This is a genomic window from Streptomyces sp. NPDC006372, from assembly GCF_040612515.1.
In the GTDB taxonomy this organism is placed as follows: Bacteria; Actinomycetota; Actinomycetes; order Streptomycetales; family Streptomycetaceae; genus Streptomyces.
In genome coordinates this window covers 1-24,050 of sequence record NZ_JBEXQJ010000050.1, presented here as the reverse complement: position 1 = coordinate 24,050, position 24,050 = coordinate 1, and the positions used below count along the sequence as shown (strand labels likewise).

Below are 24,050 nucleotides of genomic sequence, written 5' to 3'. Positions count from 1 at the left end.
TGCTCACCCTATCCGTGACGCTGGAGGGACGACACAGCCGCACACCCAGTCGACGGGAAGGTCCGACAGTGATCAGCATCCCGACCCACACGCTCAACGACGGTACGACGATCCCCGCCCTCGGCCTGGGCACCTGGCCGCTCGACGACGAACAGGCGGAACAGGCGGTGCGCTCGGCCCTGGGGACGGGCTACCGCCTCGTCGACACGGCGACGAACTACCGCAACGAGACGGGGGTCGGACGTGGCGTGGCCTCCGTCGGCGTGCCACGGGAGGAGATCGTCGTGACGACGAAGCTCCCTGGCCGGCACCACGGCTACGAGGAGACCCTCGCCTCGTTCGAGGCGTCCCGGGCCCGCCTGGGACTCGAGTACGTCGACCTGTACCTGATCCACTGGCCGCTGCCGCGTCTGGACCGGTACGTCGGCTCCTGGAAGGCCATGATCAAGCTGCGCGAGGACGGGCTCGTCCGGTCGATCGGCGTCTCGAACTTCACGCCCGCGCACATCGAGCGGCTGGAGAAGGAGACCGGCGTGCTGCCCTCGGTCAACCAGATCGAGCTGCACCCGTACCTGCCGCAGGACGAGCTGCGCGCCTTCCACGCGGCCAAGGGCGTCCTCACCGAGAGCTGGAGCCCGCTGGGGCGGGGCACCCCGCTGCTGGGCGACCCCGCGGTGACGCGGATCGCCGAGGCGCACGGAGTGACGCCCGGGCAGGTCGTCCTGCGCTGGCACACGCAACTGGGCGTGGTGCCCATCCCGAAGTCGGCGAGCCCCGAGCGGCAGCGCGCGAACCTCGACGTCTTCGGCTTCGAACTGGACGCCGACGAGATGCGGGCCGTCGCCGACCGCGCACACCGGCGGGTCGGCGGGGACCCGGAGGTGCACGAGGAGTTCTGACGGGTACCCGGGGCCCGCACGGCAGGAAGGAGCCGCACGTGGCTGAGCGGGACCGGCTGCGGGACTACCGCGGCAAGCGTGACTTCGACCGGACCGGCGAGCCCCGGGGCAGCGGGCGGCCCGCCGGGGACCGGCCCCGGTTCGTGGTGCAGATCCACGACGCGAGCACGATGCACTTCGACTTCCGGTTGCAGGTGGACGACGTCCTGAAGTCCTGGTCCGTCCCCAAGGGGCCTTCCGCCGACCCGAAGGACAAGCGGCTGGCCGTGCCCACGGAGGATCATCCGCTGGAGTACGAGGAGTTCGAGGGCGTGATCCCGCGCGGTGAGTACGGCGGCGGCACGGTGATCGTCTGGGACCACGGCACGTACGTGCCGCTCAGCCACGACCGCAAGGGACGGCCCGTGGACTTCGCCGAGTCGCTGGAACGCGGACACGCCACGTTCCGGCTGAGCGGGTCCAAACTGCACGGCGAGTACGCCCTGACCCGGTTCCGCAGCGGTGACGACGGCGAGGAGGCCTGGCTGCTGGTGAAGCGTGCCGGGGGCCGGGCCGGTACGCACGGCGCCCCCGACCCCCGCCGGGCGCGGTCCGCCCGGTCCGGCCGCACCCTCGCCCAGGTGGCCTCGGACGCGGCCGGGGAGTGAGCTGCCGTGGCCGGGCTTCTGGAGACGCTCCCCAGCGGGCAGCGGCGGCTCGCGAACCGGGCCCGCCCGGGGGCGGAACTGGCGGCCCGCCCGATGCTCGCCACGCTCAGCGACCGGCGGGACTTCTCGGACCCCGGCGAGGAGTGGGTGTTCGAGCGGAAGCTGGACGGCATCCGGGTGCTGGCGGTCCGGGAGGGCGGGCGGGTGACGCTGCTGTCCCGGTCGGGCCGGCGACTGAACGACACCTACCCGGAGATCGTGGACGCGCTCGCGGCCCAGTCCTGCGAGGATTTCGTCCTGGACGGTGAGATCGTCGCCTTCACGGGCGGGCGCACCGACTTCGCCCGGCTCCAGCAGCGTATGGGGCTGACCCGCCGTCAGGACGTGGCGGCCAGCGGGGTGGCCGTGACGTACTACGTGTTCGACCTGCTGCGGCTGGACGGGGCCGACACCCGGCGGCTGCCGCTGCGGGCCCGGAAGTCGCTGCTGCGCCGGGCGCTGGCGTACCGGTCCCCGCTGCGGCTGACACCGCATCGCAACACGGGCGGTGCCGAGCTGCTGGCGGACGTCTGTGCCCGTGGCTGGGAAGGCTTGATCGCCAAGCGGGCCGACGGTGTCTACGAGCCGCGCCGGTCGGCGGACTGGCTGAAGCTGAAGTGTTCTCAGGGGCAGGAGTTCGTCGTCGGCGGCTTCACCGAACCGGCCGGGAGCCGCGTGGGCCTCGGCGCGCTGCTCCTCGGCTACTACGAGGGGGAACGGCTGCGGTACGCGGGCAAGGTCGGCACGGGCTTCGACCGCCGTACGCTGCTGGACCTGCGCGAGCGGCTGGACGGGGCACGGGAGTCCGCCTCGCCGTTCGTCGGGCCGGTGCGGGAGGCGGGCGCGAGGTGGGTGCGGCCGGAACTGGTGGCGCAGATCGCGTTCACGGAGTGGACCCGGGACGGCATGCTGCGTCATCCGCGGTACCTGGGACTGCGGGACGACAAGAAGCCGCGGGACGTGGTGCGGGAACGCCCGGCCGGGCGCGCGGTGTCATGAGTGGTCCGGTCAGAACAGCGGCGTGAGCGGCTGCTCGCACCAGATCGTCTTGCCCCGGGTGGTCTGCCTGCTGCCCCAGCGCTGGGTGAGCTGGGCGACGAGCAGCAGGCCGCGGCCGCCCTCGTCGTCCTGGTGTGCCCGGCGCAGGTGCGGGGAGGTCGAACTGCCGTCGGAGACCTCACAGATGAGGGTCTGGTCCCGGATCAGGCGGAGCTGGATGGGCGCGGCGCCGTACCGGATGGCGTTGGTGACCAGTTCGCTGACGACGAGTTCGGTGACGAAGGCGGTCTCGTCCAGTCCCCACGCGGTGAGCTGTTCGGTGGCGGCCTGCCGGGTGGCGGCCACCTGCGCGGGGTCGGGTGACACGTCCCAGGTGGCGACGTGGGACGAGCCCAGCGCCCGGGTGCGGGCCAGCAGCAGGGCCACGTCGTCGCTGGGCTCCTCGGGCAGGACGGCCTTCAGCACGGTGTCGCACAGGGCGTCGAGCGAGTCGGCGGGCACGGTGAGGGCGCGGCACAGCTCGTCGGTGGCGTGGTCGATGTCGCGGTCGCGGTCCTCGACGAGTCCGTCGGTGTAGAGGGCGACGACGGAGCCCTCGGGCAGCTGGAGCTCCGTCGCCTCGAACGGCAGCCCTCCGACGCCCAGCGGGGGCCCCGCGGTCATGGGGATCAGCCGGGTGGATCCGTCGGGCAGCACCAGGGCGGGGGCGGGGTGCCCGGCGGCGGCCAGGTTCAGGCGGCGGGTGACGGGGTCGTAGACGGCGTAGAGGCAGGTGGCGCCGAGTTCCGCGACCTCGTCGCCCGTGTCGTCCGACGCGAGATGGGTGACCAGGTCGTCGAGGTGGGTGAGGAGTTCGTCCGGCGGCAGGTCCACGTCGGCCAGGGTGCGTACGGCGGTGACCAGCCGGCCCATGGTCGCCGAGGAGGGGATGCCGTGGCCCACGACGTCCCCGACGACGAGGGCGACCCGGCTGCCGGACAGGGGGATCACGTCGAACCAGTCGCCGCCGATGCCGGCCGCCGAGCCGGAGGGCAGATAGCGGTGGGCGACCTCGACGGCGGCCTGGCCGGGCAGCCCTCTGGGCAGCAGGCTGTGCTGGAGGGCGAGCGCGGTGGTCCGTTCGCGGGCGAAGCGGCGGGCGTTGTCGACGCAGACCGCGGCCCTGCTGGCGAGTTCCGTCGCGAGGACGGCGTCGTCGTCGCCGTAGTCGTCCGCCTGGCGGATGCGCACGGCCACGGCGACGCCGAGGATGGTGCCGCGGGCCCGCAGCGGCACGGCCATCATCGAATGGACGCCCTCGCGGTAGGGGCGGCCCTGCGGGGCGCGCGTGTTGCGCTCGGCGACCCAGCGCATGAACGACGGCTCTCCCGCCTGGCTGATGATCGCGCGGCCCTCCCGCATCGCCCGGGCGATGGGTGAGAGGGCGGGGTAGACGTCCACTTCTCCCAGGTGCACGGCCGCTTCGGGAGTGCCCTCGCTGACCGAGCCGTGGGCGACCCGGCGCAGGGCGATCTCCGCGGCGGGCACGGCCGGCGACTCCTCCGCGCCGAGGACCCAGTCGAACAGGTCCACACTGGCGAAGTCGGCGAACCGGGGCACCACGATCTCGATCAGCTCTTCCGCGGTGCGTACCACGTCCAGGGTGGTGCCGATGGTGGCCGCGGCCTCGTTGAGCAGGGCCAGCCGCTGGCGTGCCCAGTACTGCTCGGTGCTGTCGAACGCGGCCAGCGCGGTGCCCAGGAGGCGTCCGGAGGGATCGCGGACCGGCCACATCTCGGTGACCCACGCGTGCTCCCGGTTCAGGGCGGGGGCGCCGGTGTAGCTCTCGTAGCGAAGCGGGCGGCCCGTCTCGATGACGTGGCGCAGATGCCAGTTGAAGCCGAGGCTGTGCTCGGCTTCCTCGACGGTCTCCGGGAAGTGCCGCCCGAGCAGGGCTTCCTCGGGAACGCCCATGACATGGCAGGCCGCCTCGTTGACCCGCATGTAGCGCTGGTCGACGTCGAACACGGACATCGACATGGCCGCCTGCTGGAAGGCCTGCCCGGCCAGGGACGTCTCGGCGCTGCCGGGCAGCTCGGCGGTGACCACGTAGCCGCCCGCTCCCCCGTCCTGGCCGGCCACGGCGCAGGCTCTGACGCGCAGCCCGACCAGGTAGCCGTCGTGGTGACGCACCATGACGGTGCCCGACCGCGCGGACAGCGCCTCGGGCGGCACGTCCTCGGCGAGCAGTTCCCGTACGGGCCGGCCCACGGCCACCTCGGCCGGGTAGCCGGTCAGCCGCCGGGCACCCTCGCTCCACCCCGTCACGATGCCGCGGGCGTCGATGATCGCAGCAGCGGAGGCGTCCTCCATTCGTCCAGGATTATCCCTTTGCCGTCCGCTATCAACCGCGCCGCAGCATTGGTGACGGCGTCAGCTGCGGCGGGCGCGCAGCGCGGCGAGCGCCCGGTCGGCGTGCGCGTTCATGCGCAGTTCGCTGCGGACGACGTCGAGGACGGTGTGGTCCTGCCCGATGACGAACGTGGTGCGCTTGGTGGGTGCCAGGGAGAAGCCGCGTTTCACGCCGAAGCGCTCACGGACCGTGCCGTCGGTGTCGGACAGCAGGGGCATGCCGAGGGCGTGTTGTCCCGTGAACTCCTGCTGCCGCTCGACGGTGTCCCCGCTGATGCCGACGGGCCGTGCGCCGACGGCCGCGAACTCGGTGGCGAGGTCGCGGAAGTGGCAGACCTGTGCGGTGCAGCCGGGGGTGAGGGCGGCCGGGTAGAAGAAGAGCACCACCGGCCCTTCGGCGAGCAGCCCGGACAGACTGCGGACAGTGCCGGTCTCGTCGGGCAAGGCGAAGTCCTCGACCTTGTCCCCGGGCTCCACGCGTGCGCTCACGACCGGCCCTCCGCGTTCCGTGCGACGCCGCGGGCCCAGAGCACGAGCGGCACCTGGAGCGGAAGGCGGCAGAAGGCCGCGGCCTTCTGCGGCGTGGGGCGGTGGCGCCAGTCGGCCGCCATTTTCACGTGGGCGGGGAACACCCCGACGAAGAACGCCGCCGCGGCCAGCGCGGCAGTCCTGCGGGTGCGCGGCAGTGCCAGACCCGCGGCCATCGCGAGCTCGGCGGCACCGCTGACGTAGGTCCAGGTCCTGGGCGTGCCGGGCAGGCTGCGCGGGATCGTCGCGTCGAACTGGCGTGGGGCGGCGAAGTGGGCGACCCCCGCGGTGGCCAGCAGGCCGGCGAGCAGCAGGGGCGAGCGTTCGGACCGGGGCACGGTTCCTCCTCTGATGGCCTGCCGCGCGATATTACTGGAAGGTAATCGAGCGGATGCTCCGGGGGTTCCGGCGGGTCAGGCGCGGCGGTTGTGGGTGCCCGGTGTGTAGCCGAACGAGCGGCGGAAGACATCGATGAAGGCGCTGGCGGAGGACCAGCCGCAGCGGTGGGCGACGGTCGTGACGGGCAGGCCGTCGGCCAGCATCCGCAGGGCGTGGTAGAGCCGCGACTGGGTCCGCCACTGCGGGAACGTCATGCCGAACTCGCGGCGGAAGAGCCGGCTGAGCGTGCGCTCCCCCACCCCGGTCGCGGCGCCGAGGGCGGCGAGGGTGCGCGTGTCGGCGGGGTCGGCGTGCACGAGTGCGCAGACGGCGGCCAGGCGCGGGTCGGCGGGCGCGGGCAGGCGCAGCGGCTGCTGGGGCGAGATGCGGAGCTGATCGCGCAGCACGGCGCGCAGCCGGTGGCGCTCCGGGCTGTCGTCCGCGGGGTCGCGGGTGTAGGCGAGGATCAGCTCGCGCAGCAGCGGGCCGACGGCGAGGACGGCCGGGTGGTCCAGGCCGAGGGGGTTGTCGTCGACGGGCAGGCCGACCAGGTGGAGGTCGAGCCGGCCGTGGGCGCGGTGGGCGTGCACGGTGCCCGCGGGCACCCAGATGGCGCGGGTGCCGGGCGCGAACCAGGTGCCGGCGTCGGTGGTGACGGCGACGACACCCGAACCCGCGTAGACGATCTGGTGGTCGTCGTGCCGGTGCGCGTCGATACGGTCGCCGGCGGTCAGCCGCTGGGCACGGGTGGGTGCCGTGGGTGTGTGGCGGATGTTCGGCACGGTTCGGCAGATTATCGGAAGCGGGCCAGGTGTGCGGCGGACGACGATCGCCGGGTGACCGATTCGAGACACAGCCGGCCCGTCGTCCTGATGTCCCTGGGGCACGCCTGCGTGGACGTGTACCAGGGAGCGGTGGCCGCCCTGGTGCCGTACTTCGTCGCCGAGCGGGCGTACTCCTACGCCGCCGCCTCGGGCGTCGTTCTGGCCGCTTCCCTGCTGTCGTCGCTGGTGCAGCCGCTGTTCGGGGTGCTCACCGACCGGTGGGCGATGCCGTGGCTGCTGCCGCTCAGTGCGCTGACGGCCGGGGCCGGTGTCGCTCTGAGCGGACTGACCGGCTCCTACGCGTTGACCCTGGCGGTGGTCGCGGTGTCCGGGGTCGGGGTCGCCGCCTACCACCCGGAGGCCGCCCGGGTGGCGCGAGCCGTCGCGCGGGGCCGCCATACGGCGATGGGCTGGTTCTCGTTCGGTGGCAACGCCGGTTTCGCGCTGGCGCCCCTGCTGGTCTTCGCGGTGGTGGCGGTGGGCGGACTGAGCGCCACTCCGTTGCTGGCCGTTCCGGCCGTGGCGGGGGCGGCGCTGTGTGCGGCGGCGGTGCGCTCGGCCGGCTCCGGCGCCGGGAGCGCCGGTCCGCCGGCCGCCGTGGGACGCGACGACTGGCGGTCGTTCCTGCGGCTGTCCGGCGCGGTGGTCTGCCGCTCGGTGGTGTTCGTCGGCCTGAGCGCGTTCGTTTCGCTGTATGTGCGGGAGCGGACCGGCGGCGGGGAGGCGGCCGGCACGGCGGCGCTGTTCGTGCTCTACGCCGGTGGCGCGGTGGGCACGCTGGCCGGGGGGCGGCTGGCCGAGCGGTACGGGCGCCTCGCGGTGGTGCGCCGCTCGTACGCCCTGACGACCCTGGCCGTGGCCGGTCTGGTGCTGGTGCCGGGGCCGGCGGTGTACCTGTTCGTGGCGCTGGTCTCGGCGGGCCTGTATGTGCCGTTCTCGTTGCACATCACCCTGGGTCAGGACTTTCTGCCACGGCGGGTGGGCACCGCGAGCGGTGTCACGCTCGGGCTGACCGTGAGCGTCGGTGGTCTCGCCGCGCCGGCGCTCGGGGCGCTGGCCGACGCGACGTCTCTGCAGGTGGCGCTGATGCCGCTGATCGCCCTGCCCGCGCTGGGCCGGCTGCTGCTGTGCCGGCTGCGCGAGCCCGTGTCGCCGGACCCCGGGGTCGCGGAGCGGGTGGAGCCGCGCGATGCGGCCGGACGGTGAGCCGGCGATCAGGCCCGTGCGAACGGCGTGGGCCCGGGGATCAGGCGCTGCCCGCCGGGGCGGACTGGGGCACGGCCTGCGGCTCGGGCTCGCCGGCATGGGCGAGGAAGTCGTCGACCATGCGGTGGAACAGGGTGGCCAGCTGCCGGAGTTCCTCGGGCGACCAGTCGGACAGGGCCATCTGCATGCCGCGGACCCCCACCTCGCGGATCTTGGTGATGGCCTGCCGGCCGGCGTCGGTGAGCTCGATGCGCTGGGCGCGGCGGTCGTCGGGGTCGGGAACGCGGGTGACGTAGCCGGACCGCTGCAGCTGCTGCACCGTGCGGGTGACGTGCGAGGCCTCCACACCCAGCCGGGCGGCGAGCTCCCCGGGGCGCAGCGGCTCGGAATCGGCGACCTGCCGCAGCAGCGCGACGGCGGCACGATCGAGCGGCACGCCCGCCAGGGCCATCAGCCGGTCGTGCTGGCGGGCGCGCGTGCTCAGGTAGGTGATGCGGGTGAGCGCACGCTCGATCTCGATGACTTCCTGGGTGGGGACGTCGGGGAGCGGTGGTGTGGACATGAACGCCACTTTACCATCTCGTTGCGTAACTCAAGTAAATTGAGTGGTTCACTCCACCAGCCGGATCGCGGCGGCCGGGCAGATCGCCACGGCCTCGCGCACGACGTCCAGGGACTCGGCGGCGGGCCTCTCGTCCAGCACGAAGGCCACGCCGTCCTCCTCCCGCTGGTCGAAGATCTCGGGAGCGGCCATCACGCACTGCCCCGAGGCTACGCATTTCGGCTCGTCCAGTTCCACACGCATGCTTGTCTCCTCCGGTTCCCGCGTCACCAGGTGACGGGCAGTTCGTAGACGCCGTAGACGGATCCGTCGTGCTTGAACGGCAGCTCCTCCACCGCGGCGGCGAGCTTCAGCGTCGGGATACGGCGGTAGAGGGTGCTGTAGACCACCTGGAGTTCCATGCGGGCCAGCGGCTGACCGAGGCACTGGTGCACGCCGAAGCCGAACGCGATGTGCCGGCGGGCGTCGCGCCGCAGGTCCAGCCGGTCCGGGTCGGCGAAGGCGTCGGGGTCGCGGTTGCCGAGGTCGTTGGGCAGGACCAGGCCCTCGCCGGCCCGGACGATCTGCCCGCCGATCTCGATGTCCTCCAGCACCGCCCGGCGGCGCCCGTTGTGCACGATGGTCAGGTAGCGCAGCAGTTCCTCGACCGCCGAGGCGATCAGCTTCGGGTCGTCGGTGCCGCGCAGCAGCGCGAGCTGCTCGGGGTGTTCGAGCAGGGCGACGGTGCCGAGCGCGATCATGTTGGCGGTGGTCTCGTGCCCGGCGATGAGCAGCAGGACGCCCATGCGGGCCGACTCCTGCCGGGTCAGCTCCCCGGCCCTGACCCGCTCGACGAGCCCGGAGAGCAGATCGTCCGCCGGGTGGGCCATCTTCTCGCCCATCAGCTCGTCGAGGTAGGCGATGAGCCGTCCGTGGGCGGCCGTCCGGTCCTCCATGGGCGCGTCGCGCTTGATGAGGATCCGGCTGTTCTCCTGGAAGAAGTCGTGGTTCGCGTAGGGCACTCCGAGCATCTGGCAGATCACCAGCGACGGCACCGGCAGCGCGAACGCCTCCACCAGGTCCACCGGTTTCGGCCCGGCGAGCATGTCGTCGATGAGGTCGTCCACGATCTTCTGCACGCCGGGCCGCATCGCCTCCACGCGTTTGATCGCGAACGGCGCCGTCACCATCCGGCGCAGCCGGGCGTGCTCCGGGTCGTCCATGAGGATGAAGCCGGCGTTGCTCCCACCGCCGCCGACGGCGGCCTGGAGCGGGTATCCGGGCCGGGTGATGTCCGCGCTCACCCGTGGGTCGAGGAGCAGTGCGCGCTGGTCGTCGTACCGGGTCACGAGCCAGGGCGTGCTGCCGTCCCAGAGACGGACCCTGACGAGCCGGCCCTCGTCCCGCCGGGCCGTCAGGTCCGGGGGCGGGTCGAACGGGCAGCCCGCCGCCCGGGCCATGGGGTACTCGGGGGCCGGTGCGGCCGTGTCGGGGACGCTGCCGGCGAGGGTGTCGGCCATGCTTCTCCTCGGTCGTGGGGGGGGACGGAGTGCGTCGTCGAGGCCTCGGGGAAGCACATGCAAACAGAGGGGGCTGACGCCATCCCGTCAGTTTCCTGACAGACGGCTGACGTGACCCGGCTCACAGTGCGTCAGGGTTCGAGATCGGCGTGCCCGAGCCAGTAGCCGAAGCCGCGGCGGGTGTGGATCAGCGCCGATGCCTGTTGGTCGACCTTGCGGCGCAACCGGGAGACGAGCTGCTCGATCGCGTTGCCGCCGCGCGGGTCGCCCCAGACGACTCTGCCGATCTGCTCCTTGGAGAGCCCCGGTGCGCGTTGACCAGGAGGTGGCGCAGGAGGCGGTACTCCGCTGGGGTCAGGTCGAGTGTGCGCGCCCCGCGGCGCGCCCGGCACCGGGCGTCGTCCAGGATCAGATCGCCGTAGCCCAGTTGCTCGGCGCGACCCGGGTCGGGGACCGAGGCACGCAGTAAGACGTTGATACGGGCCAGGACTTCGGCCACACGGAAGGGCTTGGTGACGTAGTCCGTCTCCCCCGGGCCCAGTTCGGGCAGCAGGCCGGGGAGGGAGTCGCACACCGTCAGCAGGAGGGTCGGCGGACGGTGGGCGAGCATGGCCGGGCGCCGTCGGCCCAGATCCGCCATGTCGGGCAGCCCTGCGTCGAGGACGACGAGGTCGAACCGCTGCCGTTCGACCTGCGCCAGCGCCTCTGCCCCGGAGTCGGCCAGACTGATCCGGTATCCCGCCAACTCCAGGGTGGTGGACAGCAGTTCCGCGAGCTCCGGCTCCCGCGCGACGACCAGCACATGCTGCCCGTCCCCGCGCGCGAGCGTCGACGTCTCACGGAGGGTGCCGTACGGCGACGAGGTAGCCATACGCCCACCCTACCGCTCTACTTGCCTAACTCAAGCAATGCCTGCTCCCCGGATTCCCGGGCGTCGACGCCGTTCAGGCGAAAGACGCGCAAAACGCGCGTGACCGCACCCCGGCAGGTCCACACCTCACCCGTGGACCTGCCGCTGATCCCGCCCATGCTCGCCACGCCCGGCACGCTGCCGCCCGCCGCGCAGGACGCGCGGTGGGCCTACGAGACCAAGCAGGACGGCCAGCGCGCGGTGGTCTACCTCCCCGGGGACGGCAGCGTGCTGCTGCGCGCCCGCTCCGGGGAGGAGATCACGGGCGCGTACCCCGAACTGCTGCCGCTGGGCGCCGCCCTCGGCGCCGTGCCGGCCGTGCTGGACGGGGAGATCCTGGCCCTGGACGACGAGGGCCGGGCGAGCTTCCAGCTGCTCCAGTCCCGCATGGGTCTGGCCCACGCGCCGGCCAGGGCGGCCCGGCGGGCGGCGGAGGTCCCGGTGCACCTCGTTCTGTTCGACGTGATGCACCTGGCGGGCCGCTCACTGATCCGGCTCCCCTACGCACGACGCCGCTCGGCCCTGGAGGACCTCGGCCTGGCCGGACCCTCCTGGTCGACACCGGCCGCACTCGTCGGCCACGGCGCCGAGGCCCTGGCCGCCACGCGCGAGCACGGCCTGGAGGGCCTGGTCTGCAAGCGGCTGGATTCGGTGTACGAGCCGGGGATGCGCTCCCGGGCCTGGATCAAGATCCGCAACATGCGCACCGAGGACGTCCTGGTCGGCGGCTGGCAGCCCGGCAAGGGCCGGCTGACCGGCCTGCCCGGGGCGGTGCTCGTCGGGCAGCGTGCCGCGGGGCGGCTGCGCTACGTCGGGAGCGTGGGCACCGGCTGGAGCGAGGCCGAACGGGCGGAGCTCGCCGGGCTGCTGCGGGCCGCCGCCACCGACGTCTGCCCCTTCGACCCCGCCCCGCGCGCTCCGGGCGCGCACTGGGTCGTCCCTCGGCTGGTCGGCGAGGTCCGCTACAGCACCCGCACCCGGGACGGGCGCTTGCGGCAGCCGTCCTGGCTGCGACTGCGGCCGGATCTCGCGCCGGAGGAAGCGGCGGCCGACATCCCGGACGACCTGGTCTGAAACGGCACCAGGAACCCGACTGTTGGGCTGTGCTTCACTTCCGGGATCACGCCTTCCTCTTGGCATGGACGCGTTCAGCCTGGAAGCTGAACCTCCCTTTCCCCCACAGCCGTTGGGCTGCGCCCAAGAGGAGGACGCAGTGTCGTCACGCCCGTTCGCACCCCGCAGGAGATGGCTCACCGGACTGGCCGGTGCCGCCGCCCTCGTCCTCGCCTTCCCCGCCACCGCGTTCGCCGCCCCGCCACGGGCGCTGCCCGCCAACGCGGAGTCGCTGGAGCAGACGTTCCAGCCCGCCTACGACTACGACACCGACGGCTGCTACTCCACGCCGGCGATCGGCCCGGACGGCACGGTCAACGGCGGTCTCAACCCGACCGGCGCCCTCAACGGGGACTGCCGTGACGCCTCGGACCTCGACAACACCAACGGCTACTCCCGCTACAAGTGCAACAACGGCTGGTGCGCCGTCCTGTACGCGCTCTACTTCGAGAAGGACCAGGCGGTGGCCGGCAGCAGCATCGGCGGCCACCGGCACGACTTCGAGCACGTCGCGGTGTTCGTGCAGAACAACCAGGTCAAGTACGTGTCGACGTCCGCCCACGGATCGTTCGCCGTCCACCCGGCGTCCGAGGTCCGCTTCGACGGCACGCACCCGAAGATCGTGTACCACAAGGACGGCGTCAGCACGCACTGCTTCCGCCTGGCGGGCTCGGGCGACGAGCCGCCGGAGAACCACAAGGGCACCTGGCAGTACCCGCCGCTGGTCGGCTGGAACGGCTACCCGGCCGGGGTGCGCGACAAGCTGGCGTCCTACGACTTCGGCAGCGCCAACTTCGGCCTGAAGGACGCGAATTTCGCCAACCACCTGGCCTCGGCGAAGCCTTCCGGCATCGCGTTCGACCCGTACGCCTGAGCCCGCTCGGGCCGCCCGGCCCGGTCGGTGGGCCCAGCCCCCGGCCGGGTCCGGTTTCCTGACGGCGTCCGCTCCGCCGGTGTCCGGGACCTGCGGTCGGGGAGGTACGGCACGAAGGCACCCGCCGGAGGGTCTATCGTGTCGGCATGTCCGTCCCCGAACTGATCCGCATCGTCTCCCGCGACTCCCCCATGGCCCTCGCCCAGGTGGAGCGCGTCCGGACCGAGCTGGCCGCCGCCCACCCCGGAGTGCGCACCGAGGTGGTGCCGGTGAAGACCACCGGCGACAAGTGGATGGGCGATCTGTCGCAGGTCGAGGGCAAGGGCGCGTTCACCAAGGAGGTGGACGCGGCGCTGCTGGCCGGCGAGGCCGACCTCGCCGTGCACTGCGTGAAGGACGTGCCCGCCGACCGACCGCTTCCGGCGGGCACGGTGTTCGCCGCGTTCCTGGAGCGGGACGACGTCCGCGACGCCCTGATCCACCCGGACGGCCTCACCCTGGACGAGCTGCCGGCCGGGACACGGATCGGTACCTCCTCGGTGCGCCGGGTCGCCCAACTGGCCGCCACCCATCCGCACCTGGAGTGCGTGCCCTTCCGCGGCAACGCCAACCGGCGCCTGGCGAAGCTGGCTGCCGGAGAGGCCGACGCCCTGCTGCTCGCGGTCGCAGGCCTGGAGCGGATCGGGCGGCAGGACGTGATCAGCGAGATCCTCTCCACCGAGACGATGATGCCGCCCATCGGCGCGGGCGTCCTGGCGCTCCAGTGCCGCGAGGACGACGCGGACCTGATCGACGCGGTGAGCGGTCTCGGTGACCCGGACACCTACCGGGAAACGACGGCCGAGCGCATGTTCCTGCACGTCCTCCAGGGCCACTGCAACAGCCCGATCGCCGGGTTCGCGCACGTGGACCGCAGTGGTGAACTGTCGCTGCGGGCCTGTGTGTTCACCCCGGACGGCAAGACCCGGCTGAACGCCCACGAGTGGGCGGGCCGGCTCGACCCGGCCACGCTCGGCACCTCGGTCGCCGTGGCCCTGCTGCGGCAGGGCGCCCGCGAGATCATCGACGGCATCCCGCACTGACCGGCGGGGCTCCCTGACGCGGGATCAGGCGGTGCCTTCGCCCGCCTGGTCCTGGAGGAAGACGCTGACCTGGTGCGCCAGGCTGTCCCGTACCGCGCCCTGCTGGGCCCCGGCGGGCCCCTCGTGCACCCCGATGCCGCCCGACCACAGTCGGCGGTCGGTCCACTCCTCCTCGACGCGCAGTTGGACCTGCACGTCCACGAGCCCCAGCGACGCCTCGGCGCCGGCCGCGTAGAGGACGGCGGTGGCCCGGCGCAGCGGATAGACGTCGAAGCCCTCGATGAACTGCGAGTTGCGCCAGTCGAGGAAGGCACTCTCCCCCTCCGGGCCGATCCGCACGTCGATCTGGCCGTCCTCGAGATGGACACCGAGGTGCCGGCTGCCGCGGTTCTCGACCGTCACGCGGAGGCAGAAGTACGTCAGCCCGTCGGCGGCGTCGTCACGGCCCCGGGGTGGCTCGGCCGGTTCCAGACGGTGGACGCGGACCCGCAGACCGGCATGCTCGTCGTACTCCTGCCAGTCCCCGACCACGTTCGGCTCGTACACGGTGCCCCTCTCGACCTCTGGAAGCTTGCTTCCTATCTGTGGTCTCAGCGCACTGTCAAATGAGCAGAATGCGCTGTGGCCAGGCAGTTCACCCCTTTTGATCGGTGATCAAGCCGTGCCCAGCAGTTATCCGGAAACAGGATGAGAAAGCGGTTGCCGAGGCGTGCCGCACATCACTTTCCCGGGTGAAGATCAACGGGCCAGACGGCCCAGCAGGGCGGAGGCGGCGGTGACGCCGAGCGCGGCGGCCACGAGCAGCACCGCGAAGTCGGACGCCAAGTGGTGGGGTGTGCCGAGGAGGAGACCCCGCAGGGCGTCCACTTCGTAGCTGAGGGGGTTGGCCTTGCTGACGGCCTGGAGCCAGCCCGGCATCACGGACACCGGGTACAGGGCGTTGGAGCCGAAGAACAGCGGCATGGTGATCGCCTGGCCGATGCCCATGAGGCGGTCGCGACTGAGGACGATGCCGGCGATGGTCATCGACAGGCAGGAGAAGAAGGCCGAGCCGAGGACGACGATCGCGGCGACGGCGAGCAGCTTGAGCGGGTTCCAGGTGAGCGCCACGCCGAGCAGCGCGGCGATGAGGAGGACGACCACCGCCTGGACGAGCGACTTCACGCCGGCCGCGAAGGCCTTGCCGGTGATCAGGGCCGAGCGCGGGGTCGGGGTGACGAGGAGTTTGTTCAGGACGCCGGCGTCCCGTTCCCAGATGATCTGGATGCCGTAGAAGATGGCGATGAACATCGCGGACTGGGCGATGATGCCGGGCGCCAGGTAGTCGACGTAGGGGATGCCGCCGGTGGGGATCGCCCTGATGTGCGTGAAGGTCTGACCGAAGATCAGCAGCCAGAGCGCGGGCTGGACCGCCCGGGTGTAGAGCTCGGCGCGGTCGTGGCGCAGCTTCTGGAGTTCGACCGCGCACATCGCGCCGACGCGGGCGGGCAGCACCCGCAGGCCCGCGCGGGGCTGCGGGGGCCTGAGCAGCAGGCCGATGCCGTGGTCGCGGGCGGGGTCAGCCGACTCGGCCGGCGGTGCGGCGGGTGCTTCGGACATCGCGGAAATCTCCTGCCTCGTCGTCGAGACCGCTGCCTGCCACGTCGCGGAAGACGTCCTCCAGCGTGGGCAGCGTGTCCGGGGCCGCGCCCGCGGCGCGGCGGCGTGCGCCGAGCCCTTCCCTGAGCTCCGAGGGGGTGCCGAGGGCCCGGATCCGGCCGCGGTGCATCAGGGCGACCCGGTCGCAGTACTGGTCGGCCTCGTCCATGTAGTGGGTGGTCACCAGCACGGTCATGCCGGTGGCGGCGCGGACGGCGTCGATGTGCTCCCACACGCCGGTGCGGGCGATCGGGTCGAGGCCGATGGTGGGCTCGTCGAGGATCAGCAGACGCGGGGCGCTGACCAGGGCCTGGGCGAGCTCGAGCCGGCGGACCATGCCGCCGGAGTAGGTGGCGGCCAGCCGGCCGGCGGCGTCGGCGAGATCGACGGCGGCCAGGGCCTGGTCGACGCGTTCGGCGCGTTCGCGGCGGGGCACGTCGAAGACCCGGGCGAACAGGGCGACGTTCTCCCGTCCGGTGAGACCGGCGTCCGCGGACAGCTGCTGCGGTACGTAGCCCAGCAGGCGGCGTACGGCCATGCGGTCCCCGGCGGTGTCGTGGCCGAAGACGCTGACCATGCCGGCCGGCACCGGAAGCAGGGTGGTGATGCAGCGGATGGCCGTGGTCTTGCCGGCACCGTTGGGGCCGAGCAGCCCGAAGACCTCACCTTGCCGGACGGTGAGATCGAGCCCGTCCACGGCGTTGGTCTCACCGAAGGCGTAGACGAGCCCGGTACAGGCGACGGCATCGGCCCGGGGCAGTTCGGCACCCTGCTCGGCTCGTGGCCCGCCGCTGTCCCGGTCGGCCCGGGGTCGGCTGGCGTCCCCGTCGACCCGGAACCGCTCGGCGTCCCGATCGCCGCGGGAGCGTTCGGCTTCACCATCGCCCCTGGCCAGGCCAGCGCCCTGGTCGGCCCGGGGCCGGTCGGCGCCCCGGTCGCCCCGGAAGCGTTCGGCTTCACGGTCCCCGCTGGCCAGGCCGGCGTCCCGGTCGGCCCGGGGCCGGTCGGGGTTCCCGTTGGCCCAGGGGCGGCTCATGTCTCGTTTCATTGCTCCTCGGCCTCCTCGTGCAGGGTGGCGGCCAGCTTGCGCAGGGCCGGGATCGCCGCGTCGAGGGCCTCGCGGTCCGTCGCGTCGAGTCGTGAGACATGGCGCCGGACGAGGTCGGCGCGGCGTCGGCGCCACTCGCTGAGCCGGGTCCGGGCGGCGGGCGTGGGCAGCAGCCGGGCGGCCCGACGGTCGGCCGGGTCGGTCTCGCGGAGCAGGTAGCCCGCCCGGGCCAGCTGATTGACCAGGGTGGACACCGAGTTGGCCGCCAGACCGAGGTCCTTCGCCGCGTCGGAGATGCCGACGCCGGGCCGGGACACGACCAGGCGGAGCAGCTCCACCTCGGCGCCGCGCAGCGGGGGGTCGGGCATGTCCCGGCGCAGGCGCCGCCGGATCAGCCGCTGAACCCCGACCAGCGCGTCGGCCAGCTCTTCGGGGAATGTCTCCGGCTCCATACGACCGAGATTAGCTCTGTGACAGAGGTAATCAGCCCAAGGCAGAGTCAAGCAGAGTCAAGAGGGGTCAAGAGATGCACGCGAGACCGCAGCGGATCCGGGGTCGCCTGCACAGGCCCGTGCCCACGAATGGGCGTATTGTCGGAGTTGTTTCGTAATTTCCCGCCCGGGAATGGCGATGAAGTGCTTCGGACTGGAGGCACGTCCGTGGGAGCCGCCCGGGCCCCCGGCCCCTCTGAGGTCCGAGCCCGCGCTTCCCACGGTGTCCGTCCATTCGGCACCTGCTCAGGGAGGTGCGCACCATGCGTATCGCCGGCAGCACCAGAACGCACCCCCACGACGACGCCCCCGACACCGCCGCCGCGTTCGAACGCCTCGCGCGGCTGCCCGAGGGGCCCGAGCGCAAGGCCCTGCGCGACGAACTGGTCGAGGCCTGGCTCCCCATGGCCGAGCGGATCGCCGTCCGCTTCCGGGGCCGTGGCGAGGCCTTGGAGGACCTGTATCAGGTGGCGGCCCTCGGCTTGGTCAAGGCCGTCGACCACTACGACCCGGCCCGGGGCAACGCCTTCGAGGCGTACGCCGTGCCGACGGTCACCGGTGAGATCAAGCGTCACTTCCGCGACCACATGTGGACGCTGCACGTCCCCCGCCGGGTACAGGACCTGCGCAACCGGGTGCGGCACGCCGTCAAGGAGCTGTCGCAGACCACTCCGGGCCGGTCCCCCACCGTCGCCGAGATCGCCGCGTACGCGCATCTCACCGAGGGCGAGGTACGGACCGGCACGGAGGCCCTGGAGTGCTTCTCCGCGCTGTCACTGGAGGCGGAGATGCCCGGCACCGACGGCTACGCCCTCGGGGACGCGATCGGCGGCCCGGACCCGGCCTTCGACACCGTGGTCAACCGCGTGGCCGTCAAGCCCTGTCTGGAGGCGCTGCCGGAGCGCGAGCGCATCATCCTCTACCTGCGGTTCTTCAAGGGCATGACGCAGAGCCGCATAGCGGAGCAGCTCGGCATCTCGCAGATGCACGTCTCACGGCTGCTCAGCAGCTGCTTCGCCCACCTCCGGGAGGAGCTGCTCACCGAGGCCCGGTGAGGGCGGGTCCGGCTCAGGCGCCGCCCGGGCGGATCACCGCCCCGGCGGCGTTCCGGGGACCTGGGTCGGTCCCACCCGGTCGAGGGCGTCCTCCAGAGCGGCCCGTACCTCCCGGGGCATCGCGCCCGTGCGCCCCCAGACGAGGATCAGTTCCGCGACATTGCGCAGCTTGATGTTGGTGTGCTGGGAGACGTCCTTCAGCACGGCCCACCCCTGGTCGGGCGAGACACGGCCGAGTGCGACGACCATGCCGATCGCCTGGTCGACGACGGCGTGCGAGACGACCGCTTCCTTGAGCTGCTGGACCTCTTCCTGCAACTCGAAAATCCGCTCCGAGCCCCCGTCCGTGGGCATGGTCACCTCCGGGTCCGGTGCGCCGCTGTCCGCGTGGCCTCACATGGTGCTTGAGTGCCTTGACGCAGTGTCCGACGCCTCCATCGTCGTCACTCGGGCCGCCCGGTGCCACCGGGGCGGTCCAGGCCGGTTCACCACGCCGTTTCGGCACCGTCGCCGGGGTACTCGGCAGGCGCCCACGGGGGTTCCGGTTGGACACTGGTGTCATTCCTCCGGTGGCTGCCAGGCCGACGAGATCAGGACGCGACCCATGAACCACGACATGCCCACCCCCTCCGGCACCAAGGACGTCGTCTCATCACACTCCGTGTTCGGGGCGCCCTGCTGGGTGAGCCTGACCAGCCGGGACGTCCAGGCGACGGAGGAGTTCTACGGAGCCGTCCTGGGCTGGCAGTGGCGGCCGGCCAAGCTCGGCGACCGGTTCCGGATCGCCCTGGTGGACGGCTCTCCGGTGGCCAGCATCGCGGGGGTGGCCACCATGTGGCAGATGGCCGTGGCGTGGACGCCGTACTTCGCCGTGCGGAGCGCGGACGACGCGGTGGCGCGGGTGCAGGAACGCATGGGCACGGTCGCGGTCGGGCCGATCTCCCTGCCGCCGGGGCGGGCGGCACTGCTCGCGGACCGGGACGGGGCGACCTTCGGGATCTGGGAGGGCGATCTCTTCACCGACTGGGAGACCTGGCGCAACGCGCAGCCCGCCTTCATCAGACTGCACACGCGGGACGCGTTCGACGCCGCCATCTTCTACGGCGAGATCCTCGACTGGGCGTCACAGCACCCCGGCTGCTGCGAGGTCCACTACGAGGGCGGGGAGGTCGTCCTGCGCAGCCGGGGCGACGTGGTGGCGCGGATCGAGTCGGGGGCCCTGGAGTCGGCCCCCGATCCGGCGATCCGGCCGCACTGGCAGGTCCACTTCACCGTCGACGACGTCGAGGCCTGCGCCCGCGCCGCGGAACTGCACGGCGGCAGCGTGCTGTCCAAGGGCAGTGACGAGGCCGTGCTGCGCGACCACGACGGCGCGCAGTTCACGGTGACGGCGCGCAGAAGTCGCTGACGCGGCGGGTCCCGCCTCGGGCCCTGCGGAGCCTCTCCCCTCACCCGGTCTTCCCGCGGGACGCGCGTGACGGCCGGGACAGCAGGACCAGGCTGCGGGCGGCGACGGTCAGGTCCGTGCTCGCCTTGTGCTCCGACTCGTCAGGGGTGCCTTCCGGGTCGGCCGTGTCGATCAGGGCCGACCAGAGTTCGCCGTAGGCGGCGTCCGGCAGGCGGAAGTCGACCGGCTCCCAGTGACTGTTGAGCAGCAGCAGGAACGAGTCGTCGACGACGGGGCGGCCGCACGAGTCGGGTTCGGCGATGGCGTCGCCGTTGAGGAAGACCCCCACGGAGTGCGCGTCACCGCGCTGCCAGTCGTCGTCGGTCATCTCACGGGCGTCCGGCGCAAGCCACACCAGGTCGGGCAGCGGCTGGTCGGCGCGGGTCAGGGTCTCCCCGAGGAAGAAGCGGCGCCGGCGCAGCACGGGGTGGCCGGTGCGCAGCCGGATGACGTACCGGGTGAACTCCAGCAGGTCGCGCTGCTCCTCGGTGAGCCGCCAGTCGATCCAGGAGATCTCGTTGTCCTGGCAGTAGGCGTTGTTGTTGCCACGCTGGGTGCGTCCGAGTTCATCGCCGTGGGAGAGCATCGGGATGCCCTGGGAGAGCAGCAGCGTGGCGAGGAGGTTGCGCTGCTGGCGGGCGCGCAGCTCCAGGACGGCCGGGTCACGGGTCGCGCCCTCGGCGCCGCAGTTCCAGGACCGGTTGGTGCTCTCGCCGTCCTGGTTGTCCTCCCCGTTGGCCTCGTTGTGCTTGTCGTTGTAGGAGACGAGGTCGCGCAGGGTGAAACCGTCGTGCGCGGTGACGAAGTTGACGCTGGCGCGGGGCCGGCGCCTGCTGTGCGCGTACAGATCGGAGGAGCCGGTCAGCCGGGAGGCGAGTTCGCCGAGCGTGTGGTCCTCACCGCGCCAGAAGTCCCGCACCGCGTCGCGGTACATGCCGTTCCACTCCGACCACAGCGGCGGGAAGTTGCCCACCTGATAGCCGCCCTCGCCGACGTCCCACGGTTCGGCGATCAGCTTGACGCGGCTGATCACCGGGTCCTGCTGGATGAGGTCGAAGAACGCCGACAGCCGGTCCACCTCGTGGAACTGCCGGGCCAGGGTGGCCGCGAGGTCGAAGCGGAATCCGTCGACGTGCATCTCGGTGACCCAGTACCGCAGCGAGTCCATGATCAGCTGGAGTACGTAGGGGTGGCGCATGAGCAGGCTGTTGCCGGTGCCGGTGGTGTCGTAGTAGTGCCCCCAGTCGCCGTCGACCAGGCGGTAGTAGGAGCAGTTGTCGATGCCCCGGAAGGACAGGGTGGGGCCCTTCTCGTTTCCCTCGGCGGTGTGGTTGTAGACCACGTCGAGAATCACCTCGAGGCCGGCCGCGTGCAGGGTCCTGACCATCTGCTTGAACTCGGAGACCTGCTCGCCCCGTGTGCCGTGGGCGGCGTAGCCGTTGTGCGGCGCGAAGAAACCGATCGTGTTGTAGCCCCAGTAGTTGGCCAGGCCGCGGTCGCGCAGCACGCCGTCGTGGACGAACTGGTGGACCGGCATCAGTTCCACCGCCGTGACGCCCAGCGAGGTCAGGTGCTCGACGACCGCGGGGTGTGCGAGCCCGGCGTAGGTGCCGCGGAGCTCTTCGGGCACCTCGGGGTGGGTGCGCGTCAGCCCCTTGACGTGCGTCTCGTAGATCACCGTGTCGGCGTACGGCCTGCAGGGCCGGGTGTCGTCGCCCCAGTCGAAGGAGGGGTCGGTCACCACGCCGAGCATGGTGTGCCCGGCGCTGTCGGCCGGGTCGGGGCCCTGCGGATCGCGCTCGTAGAGCGAGGCGTGGTTGTCGATCTGCCCGTCCACGGCGCGGGCGTACGGGTCGAGGAGCAGCTTCGCCGGGTTGCAGCGGTGGCCGCCGGCCGGGGCCCACGGCCCGTGCACGCGGTAGCCGTAGCGCCGGCCCGGGCCGACGCCGGGGAGGTAACCGTGCCACACGAAGCCGTCTACCTCGGTCAGCGGCACCTCGGTGTGGGTGCCGTCGTCGTCGACGAGGACCAGCTCGACGCGTTCGGCGACCTCGCTGAAGAGCGCGAAGTTGGTGCCCTCCCCGTCGTGGTCGGCCCCCAGCGGGTAGGGGCGCCCGCCCCAGGCGGACACCCCTTTCCGGGTCTGCGGCCGGCGCGTCACCGGGCCTCCTCCAGGATCTCGTCCGGGGTGTGGGCCGGTCCGGCCAGTTGGGCCACCCGTACCTCGCGGGGCACGTCGAGGCCCTCGCTCAGATACGGCGCGGGCGCGGTCGGCACCAGCGGGACGCGTTCGCCGGCGCGGGCGCGCTGCGAGAACCAGATGACCTTGCTGCCGGTCTCGGTGGCGCAGCAGCCCCAGCCGTCGCTCATCGCCGCGAGGTGCTCCAGGCAGCCTCGCAGCTCCTGGTCCGGGCGCAGGGCGCGGTCGTTGTCCCCGATGGCGGTGATCAGATGCTGCCCGTTCCACCACATCTCGATCGACGTGTTCTTGTCGGTGGCGTGCTCGTCGATGGCCTTCAGCAGCATCTCGGCACCGCCGCAGACGGGCTGGACGAGGTTGTCCAGGTCCCAGAACCTCAGGTGAGCGGCCAGAATGCGGCTGACCTGTCCCACCCGTTCCGGGCTGACTTCCACGTCGAGGTGGTAGTAGCAGGGCACTGCGGTCTTCATCGGTCGGCTCCTCACCGCGAAGCTCAGCTCCTCCTCGCTCCCGCGGTCTGCGGGACGAGCCCCGAACACGGAACGTGAGTGTGTATCGCTTCTGAGTCACCCTCAGCGTGAGGGTGCTAGCCCGTTCGTGCAACACGAGCGCACAGCTGAGGCGGCAGCGCACACAAGTGAGCAAACCGGCGCATGCCCCGAACGGCTCATCCGCGCGGTTGCCAGCCGAAGATCCAACAGGACGCTGCGTCTTCGCGCGTGCACCATGTGTGAAGAACTCGATCGCCGTTACGGGTCCGTGCCGCTGCGCACGGCCTCCGTCCGACCGTCGGGAGACCGTCCCCCTCGAGCCCGAAAGGTGATCGGCGCCATGCTGCTACCCGCCAAAGCCGAAGTCGCCCGGCAGTTGCGGCGTTACCGGGCCTGGGAACGCGTGATGCTCGCGGCACCGAACGACCGCACGGTCCGGGCCACGTTCGAGGACTCCGGTTACACGCTCTGCGTGCTGATGGGGAAACGGTGCGCGAGGGAGGCGGCGGACGCGGCCGAGCAGTACCTGCGCACGGCTCAGGTCACCTGTCTGGAGGAACGGAGCGAACGGCCCCTTCCGGCCGCCGCGGTCGGGCGAAGACCGCCGGCGGTGGAGCGGCGCTCCCCGGCGGGAAGGTAGCGCCCTTCCCGCACGTCTTGTCCCTGGACCGGGCCCGCGGGCCCGGCTTTCGAGCACGCTGGAGGTGAGGACCATGAGCAGGACCCGGGCCATCGGCCGTGTCCCGGTACGGGATGTGCGCCCGGCCGTGGAGAACGGCAATCGGCCGGCCAAGGCGGTCGTGGGAGAGACGTTCGAGGTCACCGCCACCGTGTTCCGGGAGGGGCACGACGCCGTGGCCGCCAACGTCGTCCTGAAGGACCCCGAGGGCCGGCCTGGGCCGTGGACGCCGATGCGGGAGCTGGCCCCGGGAACGGACCGGTGGGGCGCGGAGGTCATGGCGGACGCCGTCGGCCGCTGGTCGTACCGGGTGGAGGCGTGGAGCGATCCGGTCACCACCTGGCGCCGCACGGCGGGCATCAAGGTGCCGGCGGGCATCGACCCGGGTCTGGTCCTGGAAGAGGGCGCCGAACTCCACGAGCGGGCGGCGGCCGGGGTGCCGAAGGAGGACGGTCGCGCTGTGCTGCTCGGTGTGGCGAAGACGCTGCGCGACGACTCGCTGCCCCCCTCGGCGCGGTTGGCGGCGGCGTTGGCGCCGGAGGTGGACGCGGTCCTGGCCCGGCATCCGCTGCGGGACCTGGTCACCACCTCCGAGCCGCTGCCGCTGCTGGTCGAGCGGGAACGGGCCCTGTACGGCTCCTGGTACGAGTTCTTCCCCCGCTCCGAGGGCACGGCCGCCCGGCCCCACGGCACCTTCCGCACCGCCGCCCGCAGACTGCCGGCGATCGCCGCGATGGGGTTCGACGTGGTCTACCTGCCACCGATCCACCCCATCGGCACCACCTTCCGCAAGGGCAAGAACAACACCCTCTCCCCCGGCCCCGACGACGTCGGCGTGCCCTGGGCGATCGGCTCACCCGAGGGCGGCCACGACGCCGTCCACCCCGACCTGGGCACCCTGGAGGACTTCACCTGGTTCGTGGACCAGGCCCGCGACCTGGGCCTGGAGATCGCGCTGGACTTCGCCCTGCAGTGCTCCCCGGACCACCCCTGGGTGCACAAACACCCCGAGTGGTTCCACCACCGCCCCGACGGCACCATCGCCTATGC

The 24,050-nt window shown here is 72.2% G+C and carries 25 protein-coding genes and 1 pseudogene; 11 read left to right on the top strand and 15 right to left on the bottom strand.

Features of this window, described 5'->3' with window-relative positions; genetic code table 11:
• Positions 1–68: 68 nt before the first annotated feature.
• Genes ABZ016_RS39590 through ligD (ABZ016_RS39580) form a run of 3 tightly spaced genes read left to right on the top strand, consistent with a single transcriptional unit; the run spans position 69 to position 2,584 of the window.
• Positions 69–899 (top strand): aldo/keto reductase, encoded by an 831-nt coding sequence (locus ABZ016_RS39590; RefSeq protein ID WP_356921602.1) that lies wholly within the window; start codon positions 69–71, stop codon positions 897–899.
• Between the two features lie 38 nt (positions 900–937).
• On the top strand, positions 938–1,546 hold the full coding sequence (locus ABZ016_RS39585) for a DNA polymerase ligase N-terminal domain-containing protein (RefSeq protein WP_356921601.1): 609 nt from the start codon (positions 938–940) through the stop codon (positions 1,544–1,546).
• 6 nt (positions 1,547–1,552) lie between these two features.
• On the top strand, positions 1,553–2,584 hold the full coding sequence (gene ligD, locus ABZ016_RS39580; RefSeq protein WP_356921600.1) for a non-homologous end-joining DNA ligase: 1,032 nt from the start codon (positions 1,553–1,555) through the stop codon (positions 2,582–2,584).
• 9 nt (positions 2,585–2,593) lie between these two features.
• Here ligD (ABZ016_RS39580) and ABZ016_RS39575 read toward each other — a convergent pair whose 3' ends face one another.
• From ABZ016_RS39575 to ABZ016_RS39560, 4 genes are all read right to left on the bottom strand, one after another.
• Positions 2,594–4,936, bottom strand: a complete 2,343-nt coding sequence (locus ABZ016_RS39575) for a SpoIIE family protein phosphatase (RefSeq protein WP_356921599.1) — start codon at positions 4,934–4,936, stop codon at positions 2,594–2,596.
• Between the two features lie 60 nt (positions 4,937–4,996).
• Positions 4,997–5,464, bottom strand: coding sequence for a peroxiredoxin (locus ABZ016_RS39570; protein WP_356921598.1), 468 nt, complete (start codon positions 5,462–5,464; stop codon positions 4,997–4,999).
• Positions 5,461–5,841 (bottom strand): DoxX family protein, encoded by a 381-nt coding sequence (locus tag ABZ016_RS39565; protein ID WP_356921597.1) that lies wholly within the window; start codon positions 5,839–5,841, stop codon positions 5,461–5,463. Before ABZ016_RS39565 ends, ABZ016_RS39570 begins: the two co-directional genes overlap by 4 nt.
• Positions 5,842–5,916: 75 nt before the next feature.
• Positions 5,917–6,663, bottom strand: a complete 747-nt coding sequence (locus tag ABZ016_RS39560) for a helix-turn-helix transcriptional regulator (protein ID WP_356921596.1) — start codon at positions 6,661–6,663, stop codon at positions 5,917–5,919.
• Between the two features lie 90 nt (positions 6,664–6,753).
• On the opposite strand from ABZ016_RS39560, the gene ABZ016_RS39555 reads away from it, so the two are divergent.
• The gene (locus ABZ016_RS39555; RefSeq protein WP_356921628.1) at positions 6,754–7,911 is read left to right on the top strand and encodes an MFS transporter; all 1,158 of its coding nucleotides are present in this window, start codon (positions 6,754–6,756) and stop codon (positions 7,909–7,911) included.
• Positions 7,912–7,951: 40 nt separating this feature from the next.
• Here the strand turns inward: ABZ016_RS39555 and ABZ016_RS39550 are convergent, their stop codons facing one another.
• The 4 genes and pseudogenes from ABZ016_RS39550 to ABZ016_RS39535 form a co-directional block, all read right to left on the bottom strand.
• A complete protein-coding gene (locus ABZ016_RS39550) occupies positions 7,952–8,473 on the bottom strand; it encodes a MarR family transcriptional regulator (protein WP_356921595.1) in 522 nt (173 codons plus the stop codon).
• A 48-nt stretch (positions 8,474–8,521) separates the two neighbouring features.
• The gene (locus tag ABZ016_RS39545) at positions 8,522–8,716 is read right to left on the bottom strand and encodes a ferredoxin (RefSeq protein WP_356921594.1); all 195 of its coding nucleotides are present in this window, start codon (positions 8,714–8,716) and stop codon (positions 8,522–8,524) included.
• 23 nt (positions 8,717–8,739) lie between these two features.
• Complete coding sequence (locus ABZ016_RS39540; protein WP_356921593.1) at positions 8,740–9,972, bottom strand: cytochrome P450; 1,233 nt, start codon at positions 9,970–9,972, stop codon at positions 8,740–8,742.
• A 131-nt stretch (positions 9,973–10,103) separates the two neighbouring features.
• Positions 10,104–10,843 (bottom strand): annotated as a pseudogene (locus tag ABZ016_RS39535) (response regulator transcription factor).
• A gap of 132 nt (positions 10,844–10,975) precedes the next feature.
• On the opposite strand from ABZ016_RS39535, the gene ligD (ABZ016_RS39530) reads away from it, so the two are divergent.
• The 3 genes from ligD (ABZ016_RS39530) (at position 10,976) to hemC (ending at position 13,951) form a co-directional block, all read left to right on the top strand.
• Positions 10,976–11,956, top strand: a complete 981-nt coding sequence (gene ligD / locus ABZ016_RS39530) for a non-homologous end-joining DNA ligase (protein ID WP_356921627.1) — start codon at positions 10,976–10,978, stop codon at positions 11,954–11,956.
• Positions 11,957–12,095: 139 nt separating this feature from the next.
• Positions 12,096–12,869, top strand: coding sequence for an NPP1 family protein (locus tag ABZ016_RS39525; protein ID WP_356921592.1), 774 nt, complete (start codon positions 12,096–12,098; stop codon positions 12,867–12,869).
• Between the two features lie 146 nt (positions 12,870–13,015).
• Positions 13,016–13,951 (top strand): hydroxymethylbilane synthase, encoded by a 936-nt coding sequence (gene hemC / locus ABZ016_RS39520; protein WP_356921591.1) that lies wholly within the window; start codon positions 13,016–13,018, stop codon positions 13,949–13,951.
• 24 nt (positions 13,952–13,975) lie between these two features.
• Here the strand turns inward: hemC and ABZ016_RS39515 are convergent, their stop codons facing one another.
• From ABZ016_RS39515 to ABZ016_RS39500, 4 genes are all read right to left on the bottom strand, one after another.
• Positions 13,976–14,497, bottom strand: coding sequence for a hypothetical protein (locus ABZ016_RS39515; RefSeq protein WP_356921590.1), 522 nt, complete (start codon positions 14,495–14,497; stop codon positions 13,976–13,978).
• A gap of 192 nt (positions 14,498–14,689) precedes the next feature.
• Positions 14,690–15,550, bottom strand: a complete 861-nt coding sequence (locus ABZ016_RS39510) for an ABC transporter permease (RefSeq protein ID WP_356921589.1) — start codon at positions 15,548–15,550, stop codon at positions 14,690–14,692.
• Positions 15,510–16,349 (bottom strand): ATP-binding cassette domain-containing protein, encoded by an 840-nt coding sequence (locus tag ABZ016_RS39505; protein WP_356921626.1) that lies wholly within the window; start codon positions 16,347–16,349, stop codon positions 15,510–15,512. The genes ABZ016_RS39510 and ABZ016_RS39505 overlap by 41 nt, the downstream gene beginning before the upstream one ends.
• A gap of 284 nt (positions 16,350–16,633) precedes the next feature.
• Positions 16,634–17,089: a MarR family transcriptional regulator gene (locus ABZ016_RS39500; RefSeq protein ID WP_356921588.1), complete on the bottom strand. Its 456-nt coding sequence runs from the start codon at positions 17,087–17,089 to the stop codon at positions 16,634–16,636.
• Between the two features lie 302 nt (positions 17,090–17,391).
• Between ABZ016_RS39500 and ABZ016_RS39495 the strand changes: the two genes are divergently transcribed.
• Complete coding sequence (locus tag ABZ016_RS39495) at positions 17,392–18,183, top strand: RNA polymerase sigma factor SigF (RefSeq protein ID WP_356921587.1); 792 nt, start codon at positions 17,392–17,394, stop codon at positions 18,181–18,183.
• A gap of 33 nt (positions 18,184–18,216) precedes the next feature.
• Here the strand turns inward: ABZ016_RS39495 and ABZ016_RS39490 are convergent, their stop codons facing one another.
• Entirely contained in the window at positions 18,217–18,537 is a 321-nt protein-coding gene (locus ABZ016_RS39490) for an ANTAR domain-containing protein (RefSeq protein ID WP_356921586.1), read from the bottom strand.
• Positions 18,538–18,787: 250 nt separating this feature from the next.
• On the opposite strand from ABZ016_RS39490, the gene ABZ016_RS39485 reads away from it, so the two are divergent.
• Positions 18,788–19,591 (top strand): VOC family protein, encoded by an 804-nt coding sequence (locus ABZ016_RS39485; RefSeq protein ID WP_356921585.1) that lies wholly within the window; start codon positions 18,788–18,790, stop codon positions 19,589–19,591.
• A gap of 40 nt (positions 19,592–19,631) precedes the next feature.
• Here ABZ016_RS39485 and glgX read toward each other — a convergent pair whose 3' ends face one another.
• Positions 19,632–21,791, bottom strand: coding sequence for a glycogen debranching protein GlgX (gene glgX / locus ABZ016_RS39480; RefSeq protein WP_356921584.1), 2,160 nt, complete (start codon positions 21,789–21,791; stop codon positions 19,632–19,634).
• Positions 21,788–22,300: a pep a2 gene (locus ABZ016_RS39475; RefSeq protein ID WP_356921583.1), complete on the bottom strand. Its 513-nt coding sequence runs from the start codon at positions 22,298–22,300 to the stop codon at positions 21,788–21,790. Before ABZ016_RS39475 ends, glgX begins: the two co-directional genes overlap by 4 nt.
• A 361-nt stretch (positions 22,301–22,661) precedes the next feature.
• On the opposite strand from ABZ016_RS39475, the gene ABZ016_RS39470 reads away from it, so the two are divergent.
• Together ABZ016_RS39470 and ABZ016_RS39465 are read left to right on the top strand one after the other, a co-directional pair.
• Positions 22,662–22,961 (top strand): DUF5133 domain-containing protein, encoded by a 300-nt coding sequence (locus tag ABZ016_RS39470; protein WP_356921582.1) that lies wholly within the window; start codon positions 22,662–22,664, stop codon positions 22,959–22,961.
• Positions 22,962–23,034: 73 nt separating this feature from the next.
• On the top strand, positions 23,035–24,050 hold a 1,016-nt coding region (locus tag ABZ016_RS39465; protein WP_356921581.1), incomplete at its 3' end, for a maltotransferase domain-containing protein.

Coding starts and splice junctions, on each gene's coding strand:
- ABZ016_RS39500 (WP_356921588.1), bottom strand. CDS start 17,089: ATGGAGCCGGAGACATTCCCCGAAGAGCTGGCCGACGCGCTGGTCGGG.
- ABZ016_RS39555 (WP_356921628.1), top strand. CDS start 6,754: ATGTCCCTGGGGCACGCCTGCGTGGACGTGTACCAGGGAGCGGTGGCC.
- ABZ016_RS39540 (WP_356921593.1), bottom strand. CDS start 9,972: ATGGCCGACACCCTCGCCGGCAGCGTCCCCGACACGGCCGCACCGGCC.
- ABZ016_RS39475 (WP_356921583.1), bottom strand. CDS start 22,300: ATGAAGACCGCAGTGCCCTGCTACTACCACCTCGACGTGGAAGTCAGC.
- ABZ016_RS39470 (WP_356921582.1), top strand. CDS start 22,662: ATGCTGCTACCCGCCAAAGCCGAAGTCGCCCGGCAGTTGCGGCGTTAC.
- ABZ016_RS39550 (WP_356921595.1), bottom strand. CDS start 8,473: ATGTCCACACCACCGCTCCCCGACGTCCCCACCCAGGAAGTCATCGAG.
- ABZ016_RS39575 (WP_356921599.1), bottom strand. CDS start 4,936: ATGGAGGACGCCTCCGCTGCTGCGATCATCGACGCCCGCGGCATCGTG.
- hemC (WP_356921591.1), top strand. CDS start 13,016: ATGTCCGTCCCCGAACTGATCCGCATCGTCTCCCGCGACTCCCCCATG.
- ABZ016_RS39490 (WP_356921586.1), bottom strand. CDS start 18,537: ATGCCCACGGACGGGGGCTCGGAGCGGATTTTCGAGTTGCAGGAAGAG.
- ABZ016_RS39485 (WP_356921585.1), top strand. CDS start 18,788: ATGAACCACGACATGCCCACCCCCTCCGGCACCAAGGACGTCGTCTCA.
- ABZ016_RS39510 (WP_356921589.1), bottom strand. CDS start 15,550: ATGTCCGAAGCACCCGCCGCACCGCCGGCCGAGTCGGCTGACCCCGCC.
- ABZ016_RS39495 (WP_356921587.1), top strand. CDS start 17,392: ATGCGTATCGCCGGCAGCACCAGAACGCACCCCCACGACGACGCCCCC.
- ABZ016_RS39545 (WP_356921594.1), bottom strand. CDS start 8,716: ATGCGTGTGGAACTGGACGAGCCGAAATGCGTAGCCTCGGGGCAGTGC.